Raw genomic sequence first — 17,290 nt, forward strand, 5'->3', positions numbered from 1 at the left:
AGCTTTCTAGGAAGTCATTATGACAGCCATCGATCGGGGCCGGGCGACCGCGGCCTTCAAACGCTATACCGATGCTTACGATGCCGCCAATCCGCGCATCGCACTCAAGATCGAACACACCTATCACGTTGCCAAGGCATGCGATGCCGTGGCGCGCGAACAGGACTGGTCACCGCAGGACATTGACCTAGCTTGGCTTTGCGGCCTGCTGCACGATATGGGCCGCTTTGAGCAGCTGCGACGCTGGGACACGTTTAAGGACGCCGAGAGCATGAGCCATTCGGCGTTGGGCGTCGAGGTTCTCTTTGGCGAGAGCCCCGACGACGCGCCTGCCACAACAAGCATCCGAGATTTTATCGAGACCGACGAGCACGACGAGCTTATCCGCGCGAGCATCGCCTATCACAGCGACTTTCGCCTGCCGGCACAACTCGACGAGCGTACACGGTGCTTCTGCGATATCGTGCGCGATGGCGACAAGATCGACATTATGCGCACCATCGCCGACAGCACCGTCGACACCATCCTCAAAGTGGACGAGAAGACGTTTCTCGGCAGCCGCTTCTCGTCGCCAACACTTGCCGCCTTTGACGAGCACCGCTGCGTCGCACGCGATGAACGCGACGAGCCCGCAGACTACCTGGTGGGACTCATCTGCTTTATGTTTGAGCTCGTCTATCCAGCGAGCCGCGCGCTGGCACGCGAGCAGGGCGATATCTACCGCCTGCTCGACGCGCCCTTTGGCATTACGCGCCCCTTTACCGATCCCGCCACGCAGGCGACCTGGGAGCGCCTAAAGGACGAGATGCGCGACTGGCTGGCGCGCGCCTAGCGCTCAAGCTGGGCCAGCAGCTCCTCGACGACCTCGACGGCATCGCCGACAACCTTGTACTGGGCAGCACCAAAGATGGGGGCATCCGGGTCCTCGTTGATGGCGATAATGCACTCCGCCCCACCGATGCCGGCAAGATGCTGGATGGCGCCCGAAACACCGATACTCACGAGAAGCTTGGGCGAAACCGATACGCCCGTCTGGCCAATCTGATGGCGATACTCCAACCAGCCGGCCTCCACGACAGGTCGCGTGCAGCCAAGCTCGGCTCCCAGAGCCTCGGCGAGCTTTCGCATCAGCGGCAGGTTTTTCTTGGAGCCAATGCCGCGGCCCACCACGACCAGGCGCTCGGCATCGGCGATCGAAGCCTGCTGCCCCCACTCCTCGGCGGGAATCGAGATCTCGACACGAGCCTTAGCATCATCCGCAAGTGATATCTGGGTGATTGTGCCGGAGCGGCCGTAGTCAAAGTCGGGCGCCTTAAAGATGCCGGGACGCACCGTTGCCATCTGGGGACGATGATTAGGGCAGACGATGGTGGCCATCAGGTTGCCGCCAAACGCCGGGCGCGTCTGCTGCAGCAAGCCCGTCTCCGCATCCATCGAAAGTACGGTGCAGTCAGCCGTAAGGCCTGTCTGCAAACGCACGGCAACGCCGGGTGCCAGTTCGCGGCCAAAAGCGGTCGCACCGTACAGAATAGCCTCGGGCTTGCGCTCTGCCACCAAATCACAGATCAGCCGGGCGTAGACCTCCGCATCGTTCTGGCGCAGACGCTCGTCGCGACAGACCAGGACCTCGTCTGCACCGGCGCAAACCAGATGCTCCAGATTCCCGAGCGAGCCCTCGGGGCCCATGCCAACCAGCGCCACCAGGCGACATCCGCGTGCATCGGCAAGCTCGCGGCCCTTGCCCATGAGCTCATAGGCAACGGGAGTCACGGCGTCGTGCTCGTCAGTCTGCACGAAGACCCAAATGTCTCGATATGCGTCAAGGTCTGCCGCGCCGGCGGCCTCGTCGCGCTCGATCGAGATGGCATTGACGGGGCAGGCGTCGACGCACCCGCCGCATAGGATGCAGCCGTCGGTTACGCGGGCGCAACGGTTGGGCCGCTCGCCCTCCACTACGATGCCACCCGAGGCACAGGCGCGAACGCAGCGACCGCAGCCGATACAGGCTTCGCTATCGATAATCAGTCCGCTCATCTATGCCATCCCCTCGATAATCTTGGCAAGTTTTGCCGCCTGCTCGGACGCCGTTCCGTCAACGGCCTCGCACGTTTGGTCGCGGTCGGGCACAAACGATCGCACGACCTGTGTCGGCGAGCCGGCAAGGCCGCAGCGCGCGGGGTCGGCATGCACGTCGGCAGCGTTGACCACGCGCACATCCGCCTCCTCGGCCGCACGAATACCGGCAATGCTCGGCATACGCAGCTGGCCAATCTCCTTGGCAGTCGTCATCGCGCACGGCATCTCCAGATGCACCGTCTCCTCGCCGGCATCGCAGCCGTGAACAAGCACCGGTGAACCGCAGGTCGTAAAGCCCGCGCTCTGCACGCAGCTCACGTCGGTCACGCAGGGAATCTCAAAGGCACCGGCAAGCTCGGGACCAATCTGGGCCGTATCGCCGTCCACCGCCATCTTGCCGCAGATGAGCAGGTCGAAGTCCTCGTCGAGCGACTCGATGCCACACTTGAGGGCATAGGTGGTTGCCAGGGTATCGGCACCTGCAAAGGCGCGATCGGTTAGCAGCAGTGCGTCATCGGCGCCTCGGGCGATGCAGTCGCGCAATAGCGATTCAGTCGCGGGGATACCCATCGACACCACCGTTACGCGCACGTCCATGCCAAAGCCGATAAAGTCGTCCTTCAGCGCCAGCGCGCATTCCAAAGCGCTCGCGTCAAAGGGATTAATGACCACCTGCTTGCCATCGCGCACGATGGTATTGGTCTTGGGGTCCATCTTGACCTCGGTGCTGCCCGGCACCGCCTTGACGCACACCACCATATGGAAATCGCTCATCTTCACGCGCCCCCTTTCTGGACAAGCTCATCCAAGAGCTTCTCCGAAAACAGGTTTCCGCGACCCAGCTGCCCGGCAGGATCGAGCTGGAGCTTGAGCTGCGCCGACTCGACCATGGCCTCGCGACCGTACATCGTCTCCAAGAAGCCCGCCTTGATCTTGCCGACGCCGTGTTCGGCGGAGACGGCGCCGCCCATGGCCGTGACCTCGGAAGCCCACTGGGCAAAGAGTTCTCCGCCGCGGCGGTAATCCTGCGCATCGCGCGGCAGAATGTTCACATGCAGATGGTTGTTACCGATGTGCCCCCAGGCGGCAGATTCAAGCCCACTTTCGGCCAACGTGCGGCGATACAGGGCGATGACATCGGCCAAGCGTGCGTTGGGCACCGACATGTCCGAGCCCAGTTTGGTGATGGTGGGATCCGTGCGGCGGCGCTCGTCGATGAGCATGTTGACGCTCTCGGGTACCGCATGGCGGAAGAATCGCTGACACTCGCGATCCGCCTCGGTGCGCGCGACCCATGTCGCATCGTCGCTGCCGCCCGCAAGCTCCAGTACCCACCCCAAGTGATACAGCTCCTCAGTCGCCTGGGCTTCGTCGTCGCAGTCGAGCTCCACGTAGACGCAGACCTTGGCGTCTTTGTCGAGCGCCGGCAGCGAGGCGAACGCGGTCGACTGCTCACGCTGACGACGCAGGATATCCAGGGCGCCCGCATCGAAATATTCGATGGCAGCCGCGTGGGAAAGGACGGGACGCACAGAATCGGTGAAGGACACAGCCTTGTCTTCGCTGTCAAAGAAGCAGCTCACGCCCCAAACGACCGCAGGCGCCGCCTGCAGGGCAATCTCGAGCTCGGTGATGACGCCGAGTGTGCCACACGCACCGATAAACAGATCGATGGCATCCATATCGTCAGCAACGAAATAGCCCGAAGCATTTTTGGTCTTGGGCATGGTGTAGTCGGGAAGGTCGAACTCGAGCGTGCGGCCCTGCACCGTGACGAGCGAAAGGCGACGACCCTGTGCAAAAACCTCGCCACGGTGAAGCTCGAGCAGGTCGCCATCGGTCAGCGCGACATGAAGGCCCGTGACGTGAGGGCGCATGGGGCCGTAAGCGTAGCTACGGGCGCCGGAAGCGTTGCATGCCGCCATACCGCCCAAGCAGGCAGATGCCTCGGTGGGATCGGTAGGAAAGAATTGCTCGGGAGCTTCCTGGAACTCCTCGTAGGCCTCAAGCGATGCCTGGTCCCAGCCGGCAGTCGGCAGCACTTTCTTGCCCAGTTGCTTGCGCAGCTCAGACAGCACGACGCCGGGCGCCACGCGCAAAAGAAAGCGGCCCTGCTCATCGTGGCGAATGCCTAAGTAGCGATTCATGCGGGAAGTATTGAGAATGTGACCGCCATGAGGCACGGCGCCGGCGGCAAGACCGGTCCGGGCACCCTGAACCGTCACCGGGACACGCTCGGCATGGAGCTTTTTCAAAATGGCGCGGACCTCGTCCTCCGTTGTCGGAAACGAGATGCTCGAGGCCTCGCCCGATGTGCGAGACTCATCGCGGCCATACTCCTCGAACTCGTCGGTGAAGGGTTTGATGGTTGCAGACACGCGAACTCCCCCTTTAGCTAACTACAGTGTTTGCAGGGAGATGTTACCGCATCGTTTCGTCGACGTGTTCGAGACCGTCTCCATAATTGGCGATTTTAACGTTCGTGCAATTCGGCGAGCGGCAAGGTTTCCTCGGCAGACGATGCTTTTGACACATGTCGCTTTACCGCCAGCGACCACGCAATTGTCGCTCGAAATAAGTTGAAGTAATTTTTACCACCTTTTACCTGCGGAGATGTCAATCCGTCAAGCATTTGGTCAGAAATTGGTCAAGTAGTGACTGATACGGTCGGCATCAACAGCCAAAACCAATGGAAGTTTTGGCCCCAGAAGCAGGGAGGTTCCCATGGCATATTACTGGCCCCAGTACGGCGTCGCCATCGAGGTCGACGACGATCCCTATCTCCTGCCTTTCGACGAAGAGGCGTTCCCCGATACGGCGGTCTACCACGTTACCACCGATGTTATCTGCGACCCCGAGTCGTTCTCGGCGCTCGCCCACCACATCGCGCGTATCCACAACATCGAGCTCCCTCACGACTTCGACGAGCTCATCTACTCACGCCGCCTGATGCTTCATATGCTCTTTGGAGCGGACCCGTCCACGTTCGCACGTGTCTACACCACCAAGGACGCCGCATGAGTGCGAAGAAGCCGCCCCGCCTTGCAGGGCTGGGGCGTCGCAAGAAACTCGTCGTTGTCTGCCTGGCTATCGTCTGCGCCCTCATCGCCGTAGAGCTATACGCCTGGCAGTCGCAGCCCGTGCCCGAAGCGGGCGCCTCAGTCACGACGGCAGAGGGTAAATCGCGCCAAGAAATCCAGGATGAGCTCGACGCCATCGTCCGCGACAACATGATGACGATCTCGGTCGCGCCGGTCGCACAGTTGCAGGAAGGCGGCAAGTTGCGCGTCAACGTGCAAAACGTCCAAGACAACAAGTTTCCCCAGCGCTTCCGCGTGATTCAAAACGACGAGACCATCTATGAGTCCGGTGTGGTCGAAGCCGGCAAGACGGTTGAGACCTGCCCCGCCGGCGATATCCAAGAAGGCGAGGCATATATCGAGATTCAGGCACTCGATGCCAAGACCTACGACACCCACGGCAATCCGACGCGCGTCAAAGTGCGGGTGGCCCAGGCAGAAGGCTAGTGGCCGACGCGCTCGCAGGGGCAACACCCTGCCCCCATTCGTCCAACCATCACGGAAACAGTCCGTGACGAGCAGAAAGGATCGATTATGAACACATCCATGAACCTGAGCGGAGCCAGGGCACTCGCCGTGGGCGCAGGGCTTACGCTCGCACTTGCGATGGGCGCCGCGCCAACGGCGGCCATGGCAGATGTGCGCGTTGGAACCACCGATGTGACGGTGAAGGCCGACATTAGCAATGTTTCGTTTAAGGCGCCAACGGTCATCCCCTTTGCCGCCAATGCCGACGGAACGCTTGTAGGACCCTCCGGCAAGACGCTTACCATCGACAACCTCTCGGCATATGGCATCCACGTCACCAACATGAAGGTCACGGCCAAGAACGACTGGACAATTGTTGCAGACGCAAAGACGGGTTCGGCCCAGAACTCCATCGATTTTAAGGTTGGCCCCGATAAGGCAGAAAAGGATGCCAGCTCGGCGACTCAGACTACGGGCCTCGATCTTTCCAAAGACGTAAGCTTCGACATGAAGTACCAGGGCATTGCCGACGGAACGGACAAAATCAAGCTCAATGTGAGTGGCCACGTCGCCCGCGTCACGCGTGACATCTACCACGCCACCGGTACGGGAGATCAAGTGGCAAGCATCACCTGGACGGTCGAGCCCGGTGCGCACGCCACGTCCTAAGGCGATTGCACTGGCCGCCATCGTCGGCATCTTGGCGTCCGCACCCGCCATGACCTTTGCTCAACAAGAGCAAGCGCAGGCGGCCACAGAAGTGACCGTCGACCTTTCGGGCCTTAATCGCGACAGCCGTCACGAGCCGCTCGCTCAAACGAGCGACACCCGGCAACTCATTGCGGTAGGCGTCGCCACGGCGGGAGCAGGACTGACGTGCCTTGGCCTGCACATCAAACGCAACCAATAGCCAAGCACGACCGGAGCACGCGGAATAGATAGGAGAACCATGGCACCCAAAAACCTTTTGCCCGTCGCCGCGCTCTGCAGCGCACTGGCGAGCGGTACGCCTCTCGCCGCTTGGGCGACGCCCGCCACGGCAAACTCCTTACCGCAAGCTCTGAACCCCGTGGCGAATTCGTCGGGTATCGTCGCCTGCCAACGTTTTTCGCTCGCGCGCGCCACGGTCCGAACCTCGGGATGCCTTCACCGCAATACGGCCGACTCGATAGTCGTGGATATCAAGCGACCGGACAAGGAGAACGGCCCCCGGACAGGTTGTGCCATCTGCACATGGAAATCGGCCGCAGTCGACGCCGATGGCGACCCATGCGACCTAGAGCTGCGCATCGATATTGACTCGGTCGATGACTCGGCGAACGGGGCGAAGGTCGTCTTCGACAGCACGGCCTATGAAGAAGAAGGAGGGGGTGTATGCCTGGGCTGCGTTCCCTCGAATGTCGATGGCGCGCAGCCCATCATCTCCTTTACGGCATCGCTGCGACTGACCAAGGCGAACACCGAAGCCATCGCAACGGGAGATGCGCCTTTGCTGTTCTACGCTGGCGACGCGGACGACCAAGAAGCTCAAAGCACCAGACAGAAGGGCTCGCTTAACCTCACGCGCGGATCAGAACCCGCCCCCATCAATATCGATACCCAGGAGCCGGGCGTGCGGCGCATTCTCGCCGATCCGGCGCTGCTCCAAATGACATGGCACGGAGTGGGGTCCGTCGGGATTGCTGCTCCTATATCTAGCGATAATGACAAATCCCCCAAAGACGAGATCGCAGACGCACCGGTGCATGTTGACGATGCAGACGATGCATCATCAGAAGGCAACGCTGCGGCCCCTCTCGAGAAGCCAGGCGGTACCGCCACCGAACCAGGCAATCCCCAACCGAAAGACGGCCTGGAATTTGCCGCTCCCCCAGATGTCGACGAAGGCAACTGTTGCATGATGGTCGCGCTCGACCACACGGAAACCGTCGATGCCGCAAGCATTGAGCCAGTCGCTGCCAATGCGCCCCGCCGCAAAAATATCCTCATCGCGTTCCCCAATACCGTCGAGCTCGTCTTTTTGCCTTCGGGTGAAGTCGTCGCGCCCACGGCACTTACAGCAGTGGGAGCAAGGAGCGCATCGAACGACATCCAAGCTATCTCGGCACTTGATGCCACAACGACCGCCAAGTTGCACCTTTATTCCGTTGCAGCAGACGGAACGCGAACCGAAGAATTCGACGGAACCAAGCTTTTGGTTCCTCGTCGCATCGGTATCCAAGAAGACTTCCCCTATCAAATGGAACTTGAAGGGTTCGATCGTGCACGAGATGCCGACATCGTTGCCGCAGCCATCGAATCCCCGCAGCACCTCATGACGCTGCGCTTCGACTTTAGCCCCGTCCTATCCTAGACCGCTAACCGCCGCTTGGCTCGGATACTGAGCGCTCCCCTCCCCGTTCTGCTACGATTGCCGCGTTGGCATCAATTACAGGAGGGTTCATGCCGGGTTTAGGAACGATCATCAACGTCGCGCTTTTGATCGCGGGCGGTCTGCTGGGCCTCATGGGTGGGCGCTTCATTACGCCCCGCATCCAAGACACGCTCATGAAGGCGTCGGGGTTATGCGTTCTGTTTATCGGCCTGGGCGGCACCATGCAAAAGATGCTCATTATCGATGGAGAGGCGTTGGCGACCACCGGCACCACCATGCTTATCGTCTCATTTGCCCTTGGTTCGCTCATCGGCGAGGCCATCAACCTGGAGGCCGCCATCGAGAACCTCGGCGAATGGCTCAAGCGCAAAACCGGCAGCGAAGGCGACAACGAGTTCACCAACGCCTTTGTCTCGGCATCGCTCACCGTGTGTATCGGCGCCATGGCCATCGTAGGATCGATTCAGGACGGCCTGCTCGGCGACTGGTCCACGCTTGCCCTGAAGGGCGCGCTGGACTGCATCATCGTCTGCACCATGACGGCCTCGCTTGGCCGCGGCTGCATCTTCTCGGCCCTGCCCGTTGCCGTATTCCAGGGCACGATCACGCTTTTTGCCGGCACACTCTCCCCCATCATGACCACCGCAGCCCTCAACAGCCTTTCGCTTGTGGGCTCCATGCTCATCTTCTGTGTTGGCGTTAACCTTATTCGGCCTCAGACCTTCCGCACGGCCAACATGCTCCCCTCCGTCGTCGTGGCGGTCATCTACGCCCTCCTGTTCTAAACTATCTACATAGCGGTATCCCGAACACCTGTTTGATGCTGTGCTATGATATGAGATCACCGAAGCTGCGTTAGGAGAGGAGAGGCGGTGGCCGACCAGGACGTCAAGATGCTCATCGAGCGCATTATGGCCGAGGCCCGGACCCATCAGTCCGCCCGCTTCTCAAACGAAATCTATGCTGACGAGCCGATTCTCAAGACCGGTCGTCAGATGCAGAACTTCCTCCCCGACCAGTACCGCAAGATGCGCGAGATATCACGCTGGCAAGAGGATCCCAAAGGCGGCGCGGGACGTTGGCTATCGGAGGCGGAGCTCTTTTACCGCCAAGGCCTGCTGATGGCCGACTTCGAGGACGATTGCCCCTACAACGGCACCTTTAAGTCGTACTTTCCCACCTACAATGCCATGAGCGATCGACAGTTGCGCGGCTACTTTACCTGGCGTGCCCAAGTGCGCCGCGGCAATATCGAGGAGACATCGACCTCGTTTGCTTTTCTTTATCTTTACGAATTGATCTGCGGCATTGGCGTCGACAATCCGCGTGACGGCTATGACAAGATTAAGGCATTTTGGGATGCCTATCGCGCCTTTGAACCTGGCATCGACCGGTTCGCACGCGTGTGGCTGCAGGACTACGCCGTGTTCCATGAGCTCGACCCCAAGCTGCTTCGCGACTCTAAAACCGTCGCATTCGACAACGCCCTCATCGAGCTGCGCCGCGCAGCACGAGACCTTGTACCCGCGCCGGCGCCGTCGGACCTGCCGCCTGCGCGTCGCAAGACCTCCGAGCCCACGCTTCCCCTTCCGCCCGATGAGGCGCATGAGGAGCGGCTCATGGCTGCCATCGACGCACTCTCGACGTACAACCTGAATAACTCACGGCTCGACCGTTCTCACCATCGCGACCTGCGCCACGTGGCATGCGCCGTGTATGTCCGTATGGCGCGCTACTATGACACGCACCGAAAGACCGGCATCATAGCGAGCTTGTTTGGGGAGGAGACGGCCATGCCCTACACCATGTTTGCCTCGGCCGTGTTCTTTGCGCCCGAGCGCCACGAGGACTGCGAATATCGCCTGGACCCCATTCACATCTACCGCTGCCAAAATGGCTTTTGGGAATGTATGCGCATCCACGGCAGCAGACAAAAAAGTAGCAAGCTCGGTGAGATAATGCGCGCTTGTGATCAGCGTCTGCGCTTGGCACTGGATCCCGGCCATCCCCTTAAGGAAGAGAAGGTCCCCAAATATCTGGCCAAGATTATCGATGACGAGATCACAGCATGGCTTTCATGGGATGCCGCGCATCAGCCCGTCAAGATCGATATCGACCTGAGCCAGCTGGGGCACATTCGGAGCGCCGCCGCGCAAACGCGCGAGGCGCTTTTGATCGACGAGGAGCGCGAGGACGGCACGTTTGCGGATGCCGAGACGGCAGTTGTCGAACGACGGGAAGCCAAGCCCGTGGCCGACACGATCGCCGAACCAGTCGCGACGACCATGCAGCGGGACGAGGCTGGCGAGCCGACCATCTCCACCGAGCAGTTTGGCGTCGTAGCCCCGCTCCTCGCACCAGCGCCCACGCCCGCCGACACCGCGTCCGCACTCGATCCCACCGCAGACGCCTATCTTCGAGCACTACTCGAGCAAAATGCAGCGCAGACGGCATCGGCGGCGGCACAGTCGGGCAAGAGTGAGGATATGCTCGTCGATAGCATCAACGAGGCGCTCTTTGACCTGGTGGGTGACACCGTAATTGAATTTGGCGCGGCAGGACCGCACATTATCGAGGACTACAAAGCAGACGTGAGAGGATACCTAGACCATGAGTGATACCGCATCCGCAGCGCCTCGCGTACCCAAACGCGTCGCCGCCGTCATTCTCAACTCGCTCAAGGGCGGCGTGGTCCCGCGCATCGGCCTTCCCTATATCACCGTGGGTCGCGAGGTCGAGATTCGCGCCCTGCTCACCGATTTGAGTCTCATCGCCGATGGCGGCGCGAGCTTCCGCTTCTTAGTCGGTCGCTACGGCGCCGGCAAGAGCTTCTTGCTTCAGACCATCCGAACGCATGCCATGGGCGAGGGATTCGTCGTCGCTGATGCCGACCTTTCCCCTGAGCGCCGCCTGCAGGGCGGTCAGGGACAGGGCCTTGCCACCTACCGCGAGCTCATCCGCAACATATCGACCAAGACGCGCCCTGAGGGCGGTGCGCTCAACCTTATTCTGGATCGCTGGGTCGCCTCGTGCGCCGACGTCGACGAGTCGGTCGTCAATGCCCAACTCGCTCCACTCGAGGAGATGGTCCACGGCTTCGACTTCACCCGCATGCTCCGCCGCTATCGCATGGCCGTATCCGAGGGCGATGAAGAGGCTATGAGCCGCGTGACCAAATGGATCCGCGGCGAATACCGCACCAAGAGCGAGGCTCGCGCCGAACTGGGGTCCTCAACCATCATCAGCGATGACGACTGGTACGACTACGTCAAACTCATCGCGCGTTTTTTGGTTTGCAGCGGCTACAAGGGCATGCTGGTGCTCATCGACGAGCTCGTGAATCTATACAAGATTCCCAACGCTATCACGCGCCAGTACAACTACGAGAAAATCCTGACCATGTACAACGACACACTCCAGGGCAAGGCACAGTACCTGGGCATGATCATGGGCGGCACGCCAACCTCCATCGAAGACCGCCGCCGCGGCGTGTTCTCCTACGAAGCTCTGCGCAGCCGACTCGCTCAGGGTCGCTTTGCGCGAGATGATCTCAAAGACATGCTCGCGCCCATCATCCGCCTGCAGCCGCTCACCTACGAGGAGCTGCTGGTGCTCATCGAAAAGCTCATGCAGATCCATGCCGGCTACTTTGGCTGGACGCCCACGCTTACCGAGAACGACTTGGTGAACTTTCTCAAGATTGAGTTTGGCCGCGTGGGAGCCGATACGCACCTGACGCCCCGTGAGGTCATTCGTGACTTTATCGAGCTGCTCGATATCCTGTGTCAGAACCCCGATGCAAATGTGGCCGAGTTGCTGCAAAGCGTCGGCGGCGACGCGCTGGCGCCGGCAGCCGCAACAGGCGACGCCGGCACCGCAGGCGGCGACCGCAACTTCGCCGAATTCACCATCTAACCCGCCAAAAAGGGACAGGTTTATTTTGGCAGGCTTTATCTGGGCAAACGTCGAGGCAGTGATGCGGCAAGCCACTGCTCACCGCGTTAAGAGGTTCGTATTTGAGAGGAGGCCCCGTGAACGCCTTTGACCGCTACGCCCCGTTTATCCAAGACTTCATCTACTCCCACGATTGGGAGAGCTTGCGCTCTATCCAGGTTGCGGCAGCTGATGCCATCTTTAACACGCAAGATAATGTGCTCCTGACGGCATCCACGGCTTCCGGCAAAACCGAGGCAGCCTTCTTTCCCATCCTGACCGAGTTTTGGGAGAACCCGCCCGCAAGCGTAGGCGCCCTCTACATTGGCCCCCTCAAGGCGCTCATCAATGACCAATTCGTCCGCCTCAACGATCTGTGCGAAGAAGCCGATATCCCTGTCTGGCACTGGCATGGCGATGTCTCGCAGTCGCACAAGGCTGAGCTCATCAAAAAACCGAGCGGCATCTTGCAGATTACGCCCGAGTCACTCGAGGCGCTCCTGATCCATAAGCACATGGCGATCCCTCGTATGTTCTGCGACCTGCGCTATGTGGTTATCGACGAAGTCCATTCGCTCATGCGCGGCGACCGCGGCGGGCAGACGCTCTGCCTTATCGAGCGGCTCTCGCGCATGGCAGGCGTGCAGCCCCGCCGCATCGGTCTGTCGGCAACCATCGGCGACCCCGAGCGCACGGGCGCCTTCCTGTCGCAGGGGACGGGACGCAACTGCGTCATCCCCCGTTTTGAGGAGCCGCGCCGCGTGTGGCGCATCTCCATGGAGCACTTCTACAACTCGGGTCCCCAGGCGCAGCAGCGAGGATTCGAGAGCATGGGTCCTCAAGAGGCCGAAGTGCTTGCGTGCGAGCGCATTGAGGCAGTGACACCCGCGGCGCTGCCCGCATCCGGACAAGACATGCGCCACAGCGGACAGCTCACACAGGCGGAACGTCGTCAACGTCGCGAGCAGGCGCGGGGCAAGGACGCTCCCAAAGACCGTCGCACTTCCTCGGCCCCCGAGGGCGAAGTCGACATCCCACGAGCGACCGAGCAGGCGCTTCTCAGCCCCACCGACACAGCGCCAGACAACGCCGACCCCGGCATGGGCTATATCTTCGAACACACCCGCGGCCGCAAGTGCTTGGTCTTTGCCAACTCGCGCGAGGAGGCAGAGGCTGTGTGCTCCATGTTGCGCAGCTACTGTGAAAGCCGGCACGAGCCAGACCGCTTCCTTATCCATCATGGCAACCTCTCGGCATCGCTGCGCGAGACGGCCGAGGAGCTCATGCGCGACGAGGAACAGGCACAGACAACCGTCACCACCTCCACGTTGGAGCTCGGCATTGATATCGGTCGCCTGGAGCGCGCGTTCCAGATCGATGCACCGTTTACCGTCAGCTCCTTTTTGCAGCGCATGGGGCGCACAGGCCGCCGCGATCTTCCGCCCGAGATGTGGTTTGTCATGCGCGAGGAGGAGCCCGAGCCGCGCACGATGATGCCCGAAACGATACCCTGGAAGCTCCTGCAAGGCATCGCGCTCGTACAACTCTATCGCGAGGAAAAGTGGGTCGAGCCGCCCGAGCTCGATCGACTCCCCTACAGCCTGCTCTATCACCAGACCATGTCGACCCTCGCCAGCGCCGGCGAACTCACACCGGCCGAGCTTGCTCAGCGTGTGCTCACGCTGAGCTATTTCCACCGCGTCTCGGCCGATGACTATCGCGTACTGCTGCGCCACCTCATCAAGATCGACCACATCCAGGTCACCGAGAGCGGTGGGCTCATCGTGGGCCTCGCGGGCGAGCGCGTCATCAACAACTTTAAGTTCTACGCTGTGTTCCAGGAAAACGAGGAGTTTACCGTTCGCAGCGAATCGGCCGAGCTGGGCACGATCGTCAATCCCCCACCGCCCGGTGAGCGCATCGCTATCGCCGGACACTGCTGGATTGTCGAGGAAGTGGACTGGAAGCGCCATACCGTCTTTGCCACGCAGGTCAAGGGCCGTGTGCCGGCCTACTTTGGCGACTGCCCCGGAGATATCAATACGCATGTACTCGAGCGCATGCGCAAGGCGCTCAACGAGCACGCGGCATATCCGTACCTCATGGGTAACGCGCGGGCACGCCTCGCACAGGCTCGTCATACCGCCGAGATTTCGGGCGCGGGAACCAAGCCGCTCATTAACCTGGGCGGCGACACCTGGGTGCTCTTCCCCTGGTTGGGAAGCTACGCCTTCCTAGCACTCGAGCGCATGCTTAAAATCAAATGCGCCGCTGAGCTGGGACTTCGCGGACTCGACCCGTCACGCCCGTACTTTATGCAGTTTAAGATGAAGGCCGACGAGGAGACGTTCTTTGAGGTGCTCGCCGCCGAGGTCGAAAAGGACTTCGACCCCATCGAGCTCGTCTATCCCGGCGAGGTGCCTTATTTTGATCGCTACGACGAGTACGTTCCCGAGGAGCTTGTGCGCAAAGGCTTCGCCGAAGGCGTGCTCGACATCGAGGGCATGAAGCAGCGCGTCCTCAGCTGGCGCGACCACACATAAGACGGGACTGACTATTCCCAATAGGCTAGTCGTGGAGAGCAGTGCCGAGGAAGTCGGCATCGAAGGGCACGGCTTCGGCAAAGGCGTAGTCGCCGTCGCTGGCGATGAGCAGGTAGTTTTCCTCGCCGCCAAACTCCGCATCGCCACATGGCACCACCCAGGCGTGGTCGAACACCTCGAGTGCCGTGTCAGCGCAGTCGCGCAGGAACGACACATCGCTCCCCTCGCTTGCGCTCACGATATTGGCCACGTAGATACCCCCGGGGTTCAGGCTGCCTCGCACCAAACGCAACGCCTCAACCGTCGCCAGCTCGCGCACGGGCTCGTCACCGCCAAAGCAATCGCTCACGACCACGTCGTAGCGACGATGGCCCACGCTCGTCACGCCCAGGTACGAGCGAGCCTCAGCGGTAATCACTCGCAGGCGATCGCCCACCGTGCGCTCCAGCTCGTCCAGGTAGAACCAACGGCGCGCCAGTCGCGTAATCTCGGCATCGTACTCAATGACGTCCATGCGCAAGCTCTCGTGCGACATCAGCGCAAACTTGGGATAGGCAAACCCGCCGCCGCCCAGCATGAGCATACGGTCGATACCATGCCCGTAAGCATCACGCATTGCGTCCTCGGCCTCAAACACATCGTCAAATGCACGATAGTACGCAAAGACTGGCTCCGCCCAACGATCGCCAACATAGCTCGCGCTTTGGTAGACGCCGCCCTGTACGAGCACGCGGACCTCGTCACCGCTCTCGTCGTGCACACGCTTCACACGTGCCAACCCGTTGCGGGTACGTGCGACCTGCAAACAGGCAGCACGAACAGCGACGGCGGCCGCACCAAGCGCCGCGGCTCCCAGGGCGACGCCGGCAACAACGCCAGCGGAAACACTCGGCTTGTTCATCTAGAGCTCCTTTTGCAGATAGAGACCATGGTCGCAAAAACCCAGGTGGCGATAGTACTCGCGCGTACCGATCGCGCTGATCACGTTGATGTGCGTATACCCCGCATCCCGAGCAATCTGGCACGCACGCTCTACGAGCAGACGCCCCAGGCCGTGATGCTGAGCCGCCTGGCCCTGATCGCCCACACGTGCCGCCATACCATAAACGTGCACCTCGCGAATCATCGCCTCCTCCGGCCCCGTCGGCAGCTCGTCCGCGTGCGCGGCAACAAACGAACGGTCGGGCAGCGACAGGCGCAAAAAGCCGGCGATCTTGCCTTCGGGCGTCACCCACTGCAAAAAGCGTTCGCGCGTCACTGGCGTCTCGTACGCCACCTCCTCGTCAAGGATCAGCTCATCCAAGTCGGCACCCGCCGTGCTGATCTCGCGATAGCGAATCTCACGCACCGTCGCGCCTTCTCCACGAGCCGACAAGCGGTTCTCGACGAGCTGACGTAGGTTGGGCTTCTTGTTGCCCACCATAATGTCGTCGGAGCTAAAGTCGCGAATCATGCGACTGATGCGGCAGAACGCCGGCGTCACCACGATGTCGTCGGCCAACACATCGAGCAGCTCGTCCTCGGTATAGGGGCGCCACTCGCCACGCTCGTAACAGCCCACCAGACGCGAGCCCTCGATGAGCGCACACGGGTAGACCTTGACCTCGTCGGGCATAAAGGCGCCCTCGGTCATAAAGCGCTCGTAGTCACGCTTGTCCCCCTCGGGCGTGGCGCCCAGCAAGTTGAGCATAAAATGCGCATGGATCTTAAAGCCAAACAGGCGCGCAAGCGAAAACGCCCGCTCAATCTGCGCCACCGAAATGCGACGCTCGTTGATATCGAGTAGATGCTGGTCAAGGCTTTGGATGCCCATCTGTATCTTGGTGCAGCCCAGGCGGCGGATGAGCGTAAGCGCCTGCGGCGTTACGGTATCGGGGCGCGTCTCGATAACGAGTCCCACCACGCGATGCTTCGCCGTCTCGTTGATGCGCTGCTGACGCTCGAGCTCCTCCATCGTTGCCGTCTGCCACTCGGTGACCTCGCCCCACGGCGTACCGGGGCCGTACAGACGACGCACCGCGCGGTTATAGCCGCCCACGGCAGCATCCACACGCTCCTGCTCGTCGGCAACGCCGGCAGCGAGCTTGGCCTCGTCTGTCGCAATGCCGGCAGCCCGATAGCACTCGCGGCGCTCTGTTACCACCGGCGGCAGGGCATCGGCGGGAGCGTCATCGAGCAGGCGCCCCGCCTCAGCACGGCTGATGCCCGGACGCGCCAACATGGGGTTTGCCGCCACGCCGGCGACGGCATCGTCATTGAGCGCACGGAAAAGCTCGGACATAAACCACGTCTGATACCCTTGCGGATAGTCGCTCCAGGTGCCACCGAGCACGATAAGCTCGATCTTGTCGATCGCATGCCCCATCTGCGAAAGTGCGGTCAGGCGAGCGCTCACCTGCAAATACGGGTCAAAGCAATTTTGTTCCGCACGGGCGCACGCCGGCTCGGCGTGCAGATAGCTTTTGGGCATGCGCAGATCGTTGGGGCAAAACAGACAATCGCCCGAGCACGGCCACGGCTTGGTGATGACGGTAATGGTCGCCACGCCCGAAGCCGTGCGGCGCGGCTTCATGCGCAGCACCTGCAGCAGCTGACGCTCCAGCTCGGCATCGACATTCCATCCAGCCCAACGAGCCGGCTTCTCACGTTTAACCCGCTGGTAGAACGGCAGCAGACGGCGCTTGGCCAGATCTCGTTTGTCGGCACCCTCACGGCGCGCCTCGGCATGTATCAGTTTGACGAGCGCCTTGTCGTCCACGGTCTCACCGCGACGCAGAGCCTCGAGTATGTTCAAAATAATCTGTTCCATGCCCCCA

At 61.3% G+C, this 17,290-nt stretch carries 15 protein-coding genes; 10 read left to right on the plus strand and 5 right to left on the minus strand.

All coding sequences use genetic code 11. The features are described 5' to 3' along the window. Positions 1-19: 19 nt before the first annotated feature. A complete protein-coding gene (locus ACEXKH_RS01830) occupies positions 20-832 on the plus strand; it encodes an HD domain-containing protein (protein WP_373572859.1) in 813 nt (270 codons plus the stop codon). On the opposite strand, the gene ACEXKH_RS01835 is transcribed toward ACEXKH_RS01830, so the two are convergent. Genes ACEXKH_RS01835 through ACEXKH_RS01845 form a run of 3 tightly spaced genes read right to left on the minus strand, consistent with a single transcriptional unit; the run spans position 829 to position 4,454 of the window. After that, complete coding sequence (locus tag ACEXKH_RS01835; RefSeq protein WP_373572860.1) at positions 829-2,034, minus strand: FAD-binding protein; 1,206 nt, start codon at positions 2,032-2,034, stop codon at positions 829-831. The two genes, ACEXKH_RS01830 and ACEXKH_RS01835, sit on opposite strands and share 4 nt — an antisense overlap. Further along, on the minus strand, positions 2,035-2,850 hold the full coding sequence (locus ACEXKH_RS01840) for an electron transfer flavoprotein subunit beta/FixA family protein (RefSeq protein WP_373572861.1): 816 nt from the start codon (positions 2,848-2,850) through the stop codon (positions 2,035-2,037). A gap of 2 nt (positions 2,851-2,852) precedes the next feature. Beyond that, positions 2,853-4,454: an FAD-binding oxidoreductase gene (locus tag ACEXKH_RS01845; protein WP_373572862.1), complete on the minus strand. Its 1,602-nt coding sequence runs from the start codon at positions 4,452-4,454 to the stop codon at positions 2,853-2,855. A gap of 346 nt (positions 4,455-4,800) precedes the next feature. On the opposite strand from ACEXKH_RS01845, the gene ACEXKH_RS01850 reads away from it, so the two are divergent. From ACEXKH_RS01850 to ACEXKH_RS01890, 9 genes are all read left to right on the plus strand, one after another. After that, on the plus strand, positions 4,801-5,097 hold the full coding sequence (locus ACEXKH_RS01850) for a hypothetical protein (protein ID WP_271748673.1): 297 nt from the start codon (positions 4,801-4,803) through the stop codon (positions 5,095-5,097). Beyond that, entirely contained in the window at positions 5,094-5,603 is a 510-nt protein-coding gene (locus ACEXKH_RS01855; protein WP_373572863.1) for a hypothetical protein, read from the plus strand. The genes ACEXKH_RS01850 and ACEXKH_RS01855 overlap by 4 nt, the downstream gene beginning before the upstream one ends. An 87-nt stretch (positions 5,604-5,690) precedes the next feature. Next, positions 5,691-6,293: a hypothetical protein gene (locus ACEXKH_RS01860; protein WP_373572864.1), complete on the plus strand. Its 603-nt coding sequence runs from the start codon at positions 5,691-5,693 to the stop codon at positions 6,291-6,293. Next, the gene (locus tag ACEXKH_RS01865) at positions 6,274-6,534 is read left to right on the plus strand and encodes a hypothetical protein (RefSeq protein WP_373572865.1); all 261 of its coding nucleotides are present in this window, start codon (positions 6,274-6,276) and stop codon (positions 6,532-6,534) included. The genes ACEXKH_RS01860 and ACEXKH_RS01865 overlap by 20 nt, the downstream gene beginning before the upstream one ends. A 39-nt stretch (positions 6,535-6,573) precedes the next feature. Next, complete coding sequence (locus ACEXKH_RS01870; protein ID WP_373572866.1) at positions 6,574-7,977, plus strand: hypothetical protein; 1,404 nt, start codon at positions 6,574-6,576, stop codon at positions 7,975-7,977. Positions 7,978-8,066: 89 nt separating this feature from the next. Next, positions 8,067-8,783: a DUF554 domain-containing protein gene (locus ACEXKH_RS01875; RefSeq protein WP_373572867.1), complete on the plus strand. Its 717-nt coding sequence runs from the start codon at positions 8,067-8,069 to the stop codon at positions 8,781-8,783. An 87-nt stretch (positions 8,784-8,870) separates the two neighbouring features. Then, positions 8,871-10,616 (plus strand): TerB N-terminal domain-containing protein, encoded by a 1,746-nt coding sequence (locus ACEXKH_RS01880; protein WP_373572868.1) that lies wholly within the window; start codon positions 8,871-8,873, stop codon positions 10,614-10,616. After that, positions 10,609-11,913 (plus strand): ATP-binding protein, encoded by a 1,305-nt coding sequence (locus ACEXKH_RS01885; RefSeq protein ID WP_373572869.1) that lies wholly within the window; start codon positions 10,609-10,611, stop codon positions 11,911-11,913. The genes ACEXKH_RS01880 and ACEXKH_RS01885 overlap by 8 nt, the downstream gene beginning before the upstream one ends. Positions 11,914-12,029: 116 nt before the next feature. Further along, positions 12,030-14,474, plus strand: a complete 2,445-nt coding sequence (locus ACEXKH_RS01890; protein WP_373572870.1) for a DEAD/DEAH box helicase — start codon at positions 12,030-12,032, stop codon at positions 14,472-14,474. A gap of 25 nt (positions 14,475-14,499) precedes the next feature. Here ACEXKH_RS01890 and ACEXKH_RS01895 read toward each other — a convergent pair whose 3' ends face one another. Further along, entirely contained in the window at positions 14,500-15,375 is an 876-nt protein-coding gene (locus tag ACEXKH_RS01895; protein WP_373572871.1) for a spermidine synthase, read from the minus strand. Further along, positions 15,376-17,283 carry an elongator complex protein 3 gene (locus tag ACEXKH_RS01900; RefSeq protein WP_373572872.1) on the minus strand — a complete coding sequence of 636 codons (1,908 nt, stop codon included), beginning with the start codon at positions 17,281-17,283 and terminating at the stop codon, positions 15,376-15,378. Positions 17,284-17,290: the final 7 nt, after the last annotated feature.

It is taken from the genome of Collinsella aerofaciens ATCC 25986 (assembly GCF_964259375.1).
In the GTDB taxonomy this organism is placed as follows: Bacteria; Actinomycetota; Coriobacteriia; order Coriobacteriales; family Coriobacteriaceae; genus Collinsella; species Collinsella aerofaciens_BO.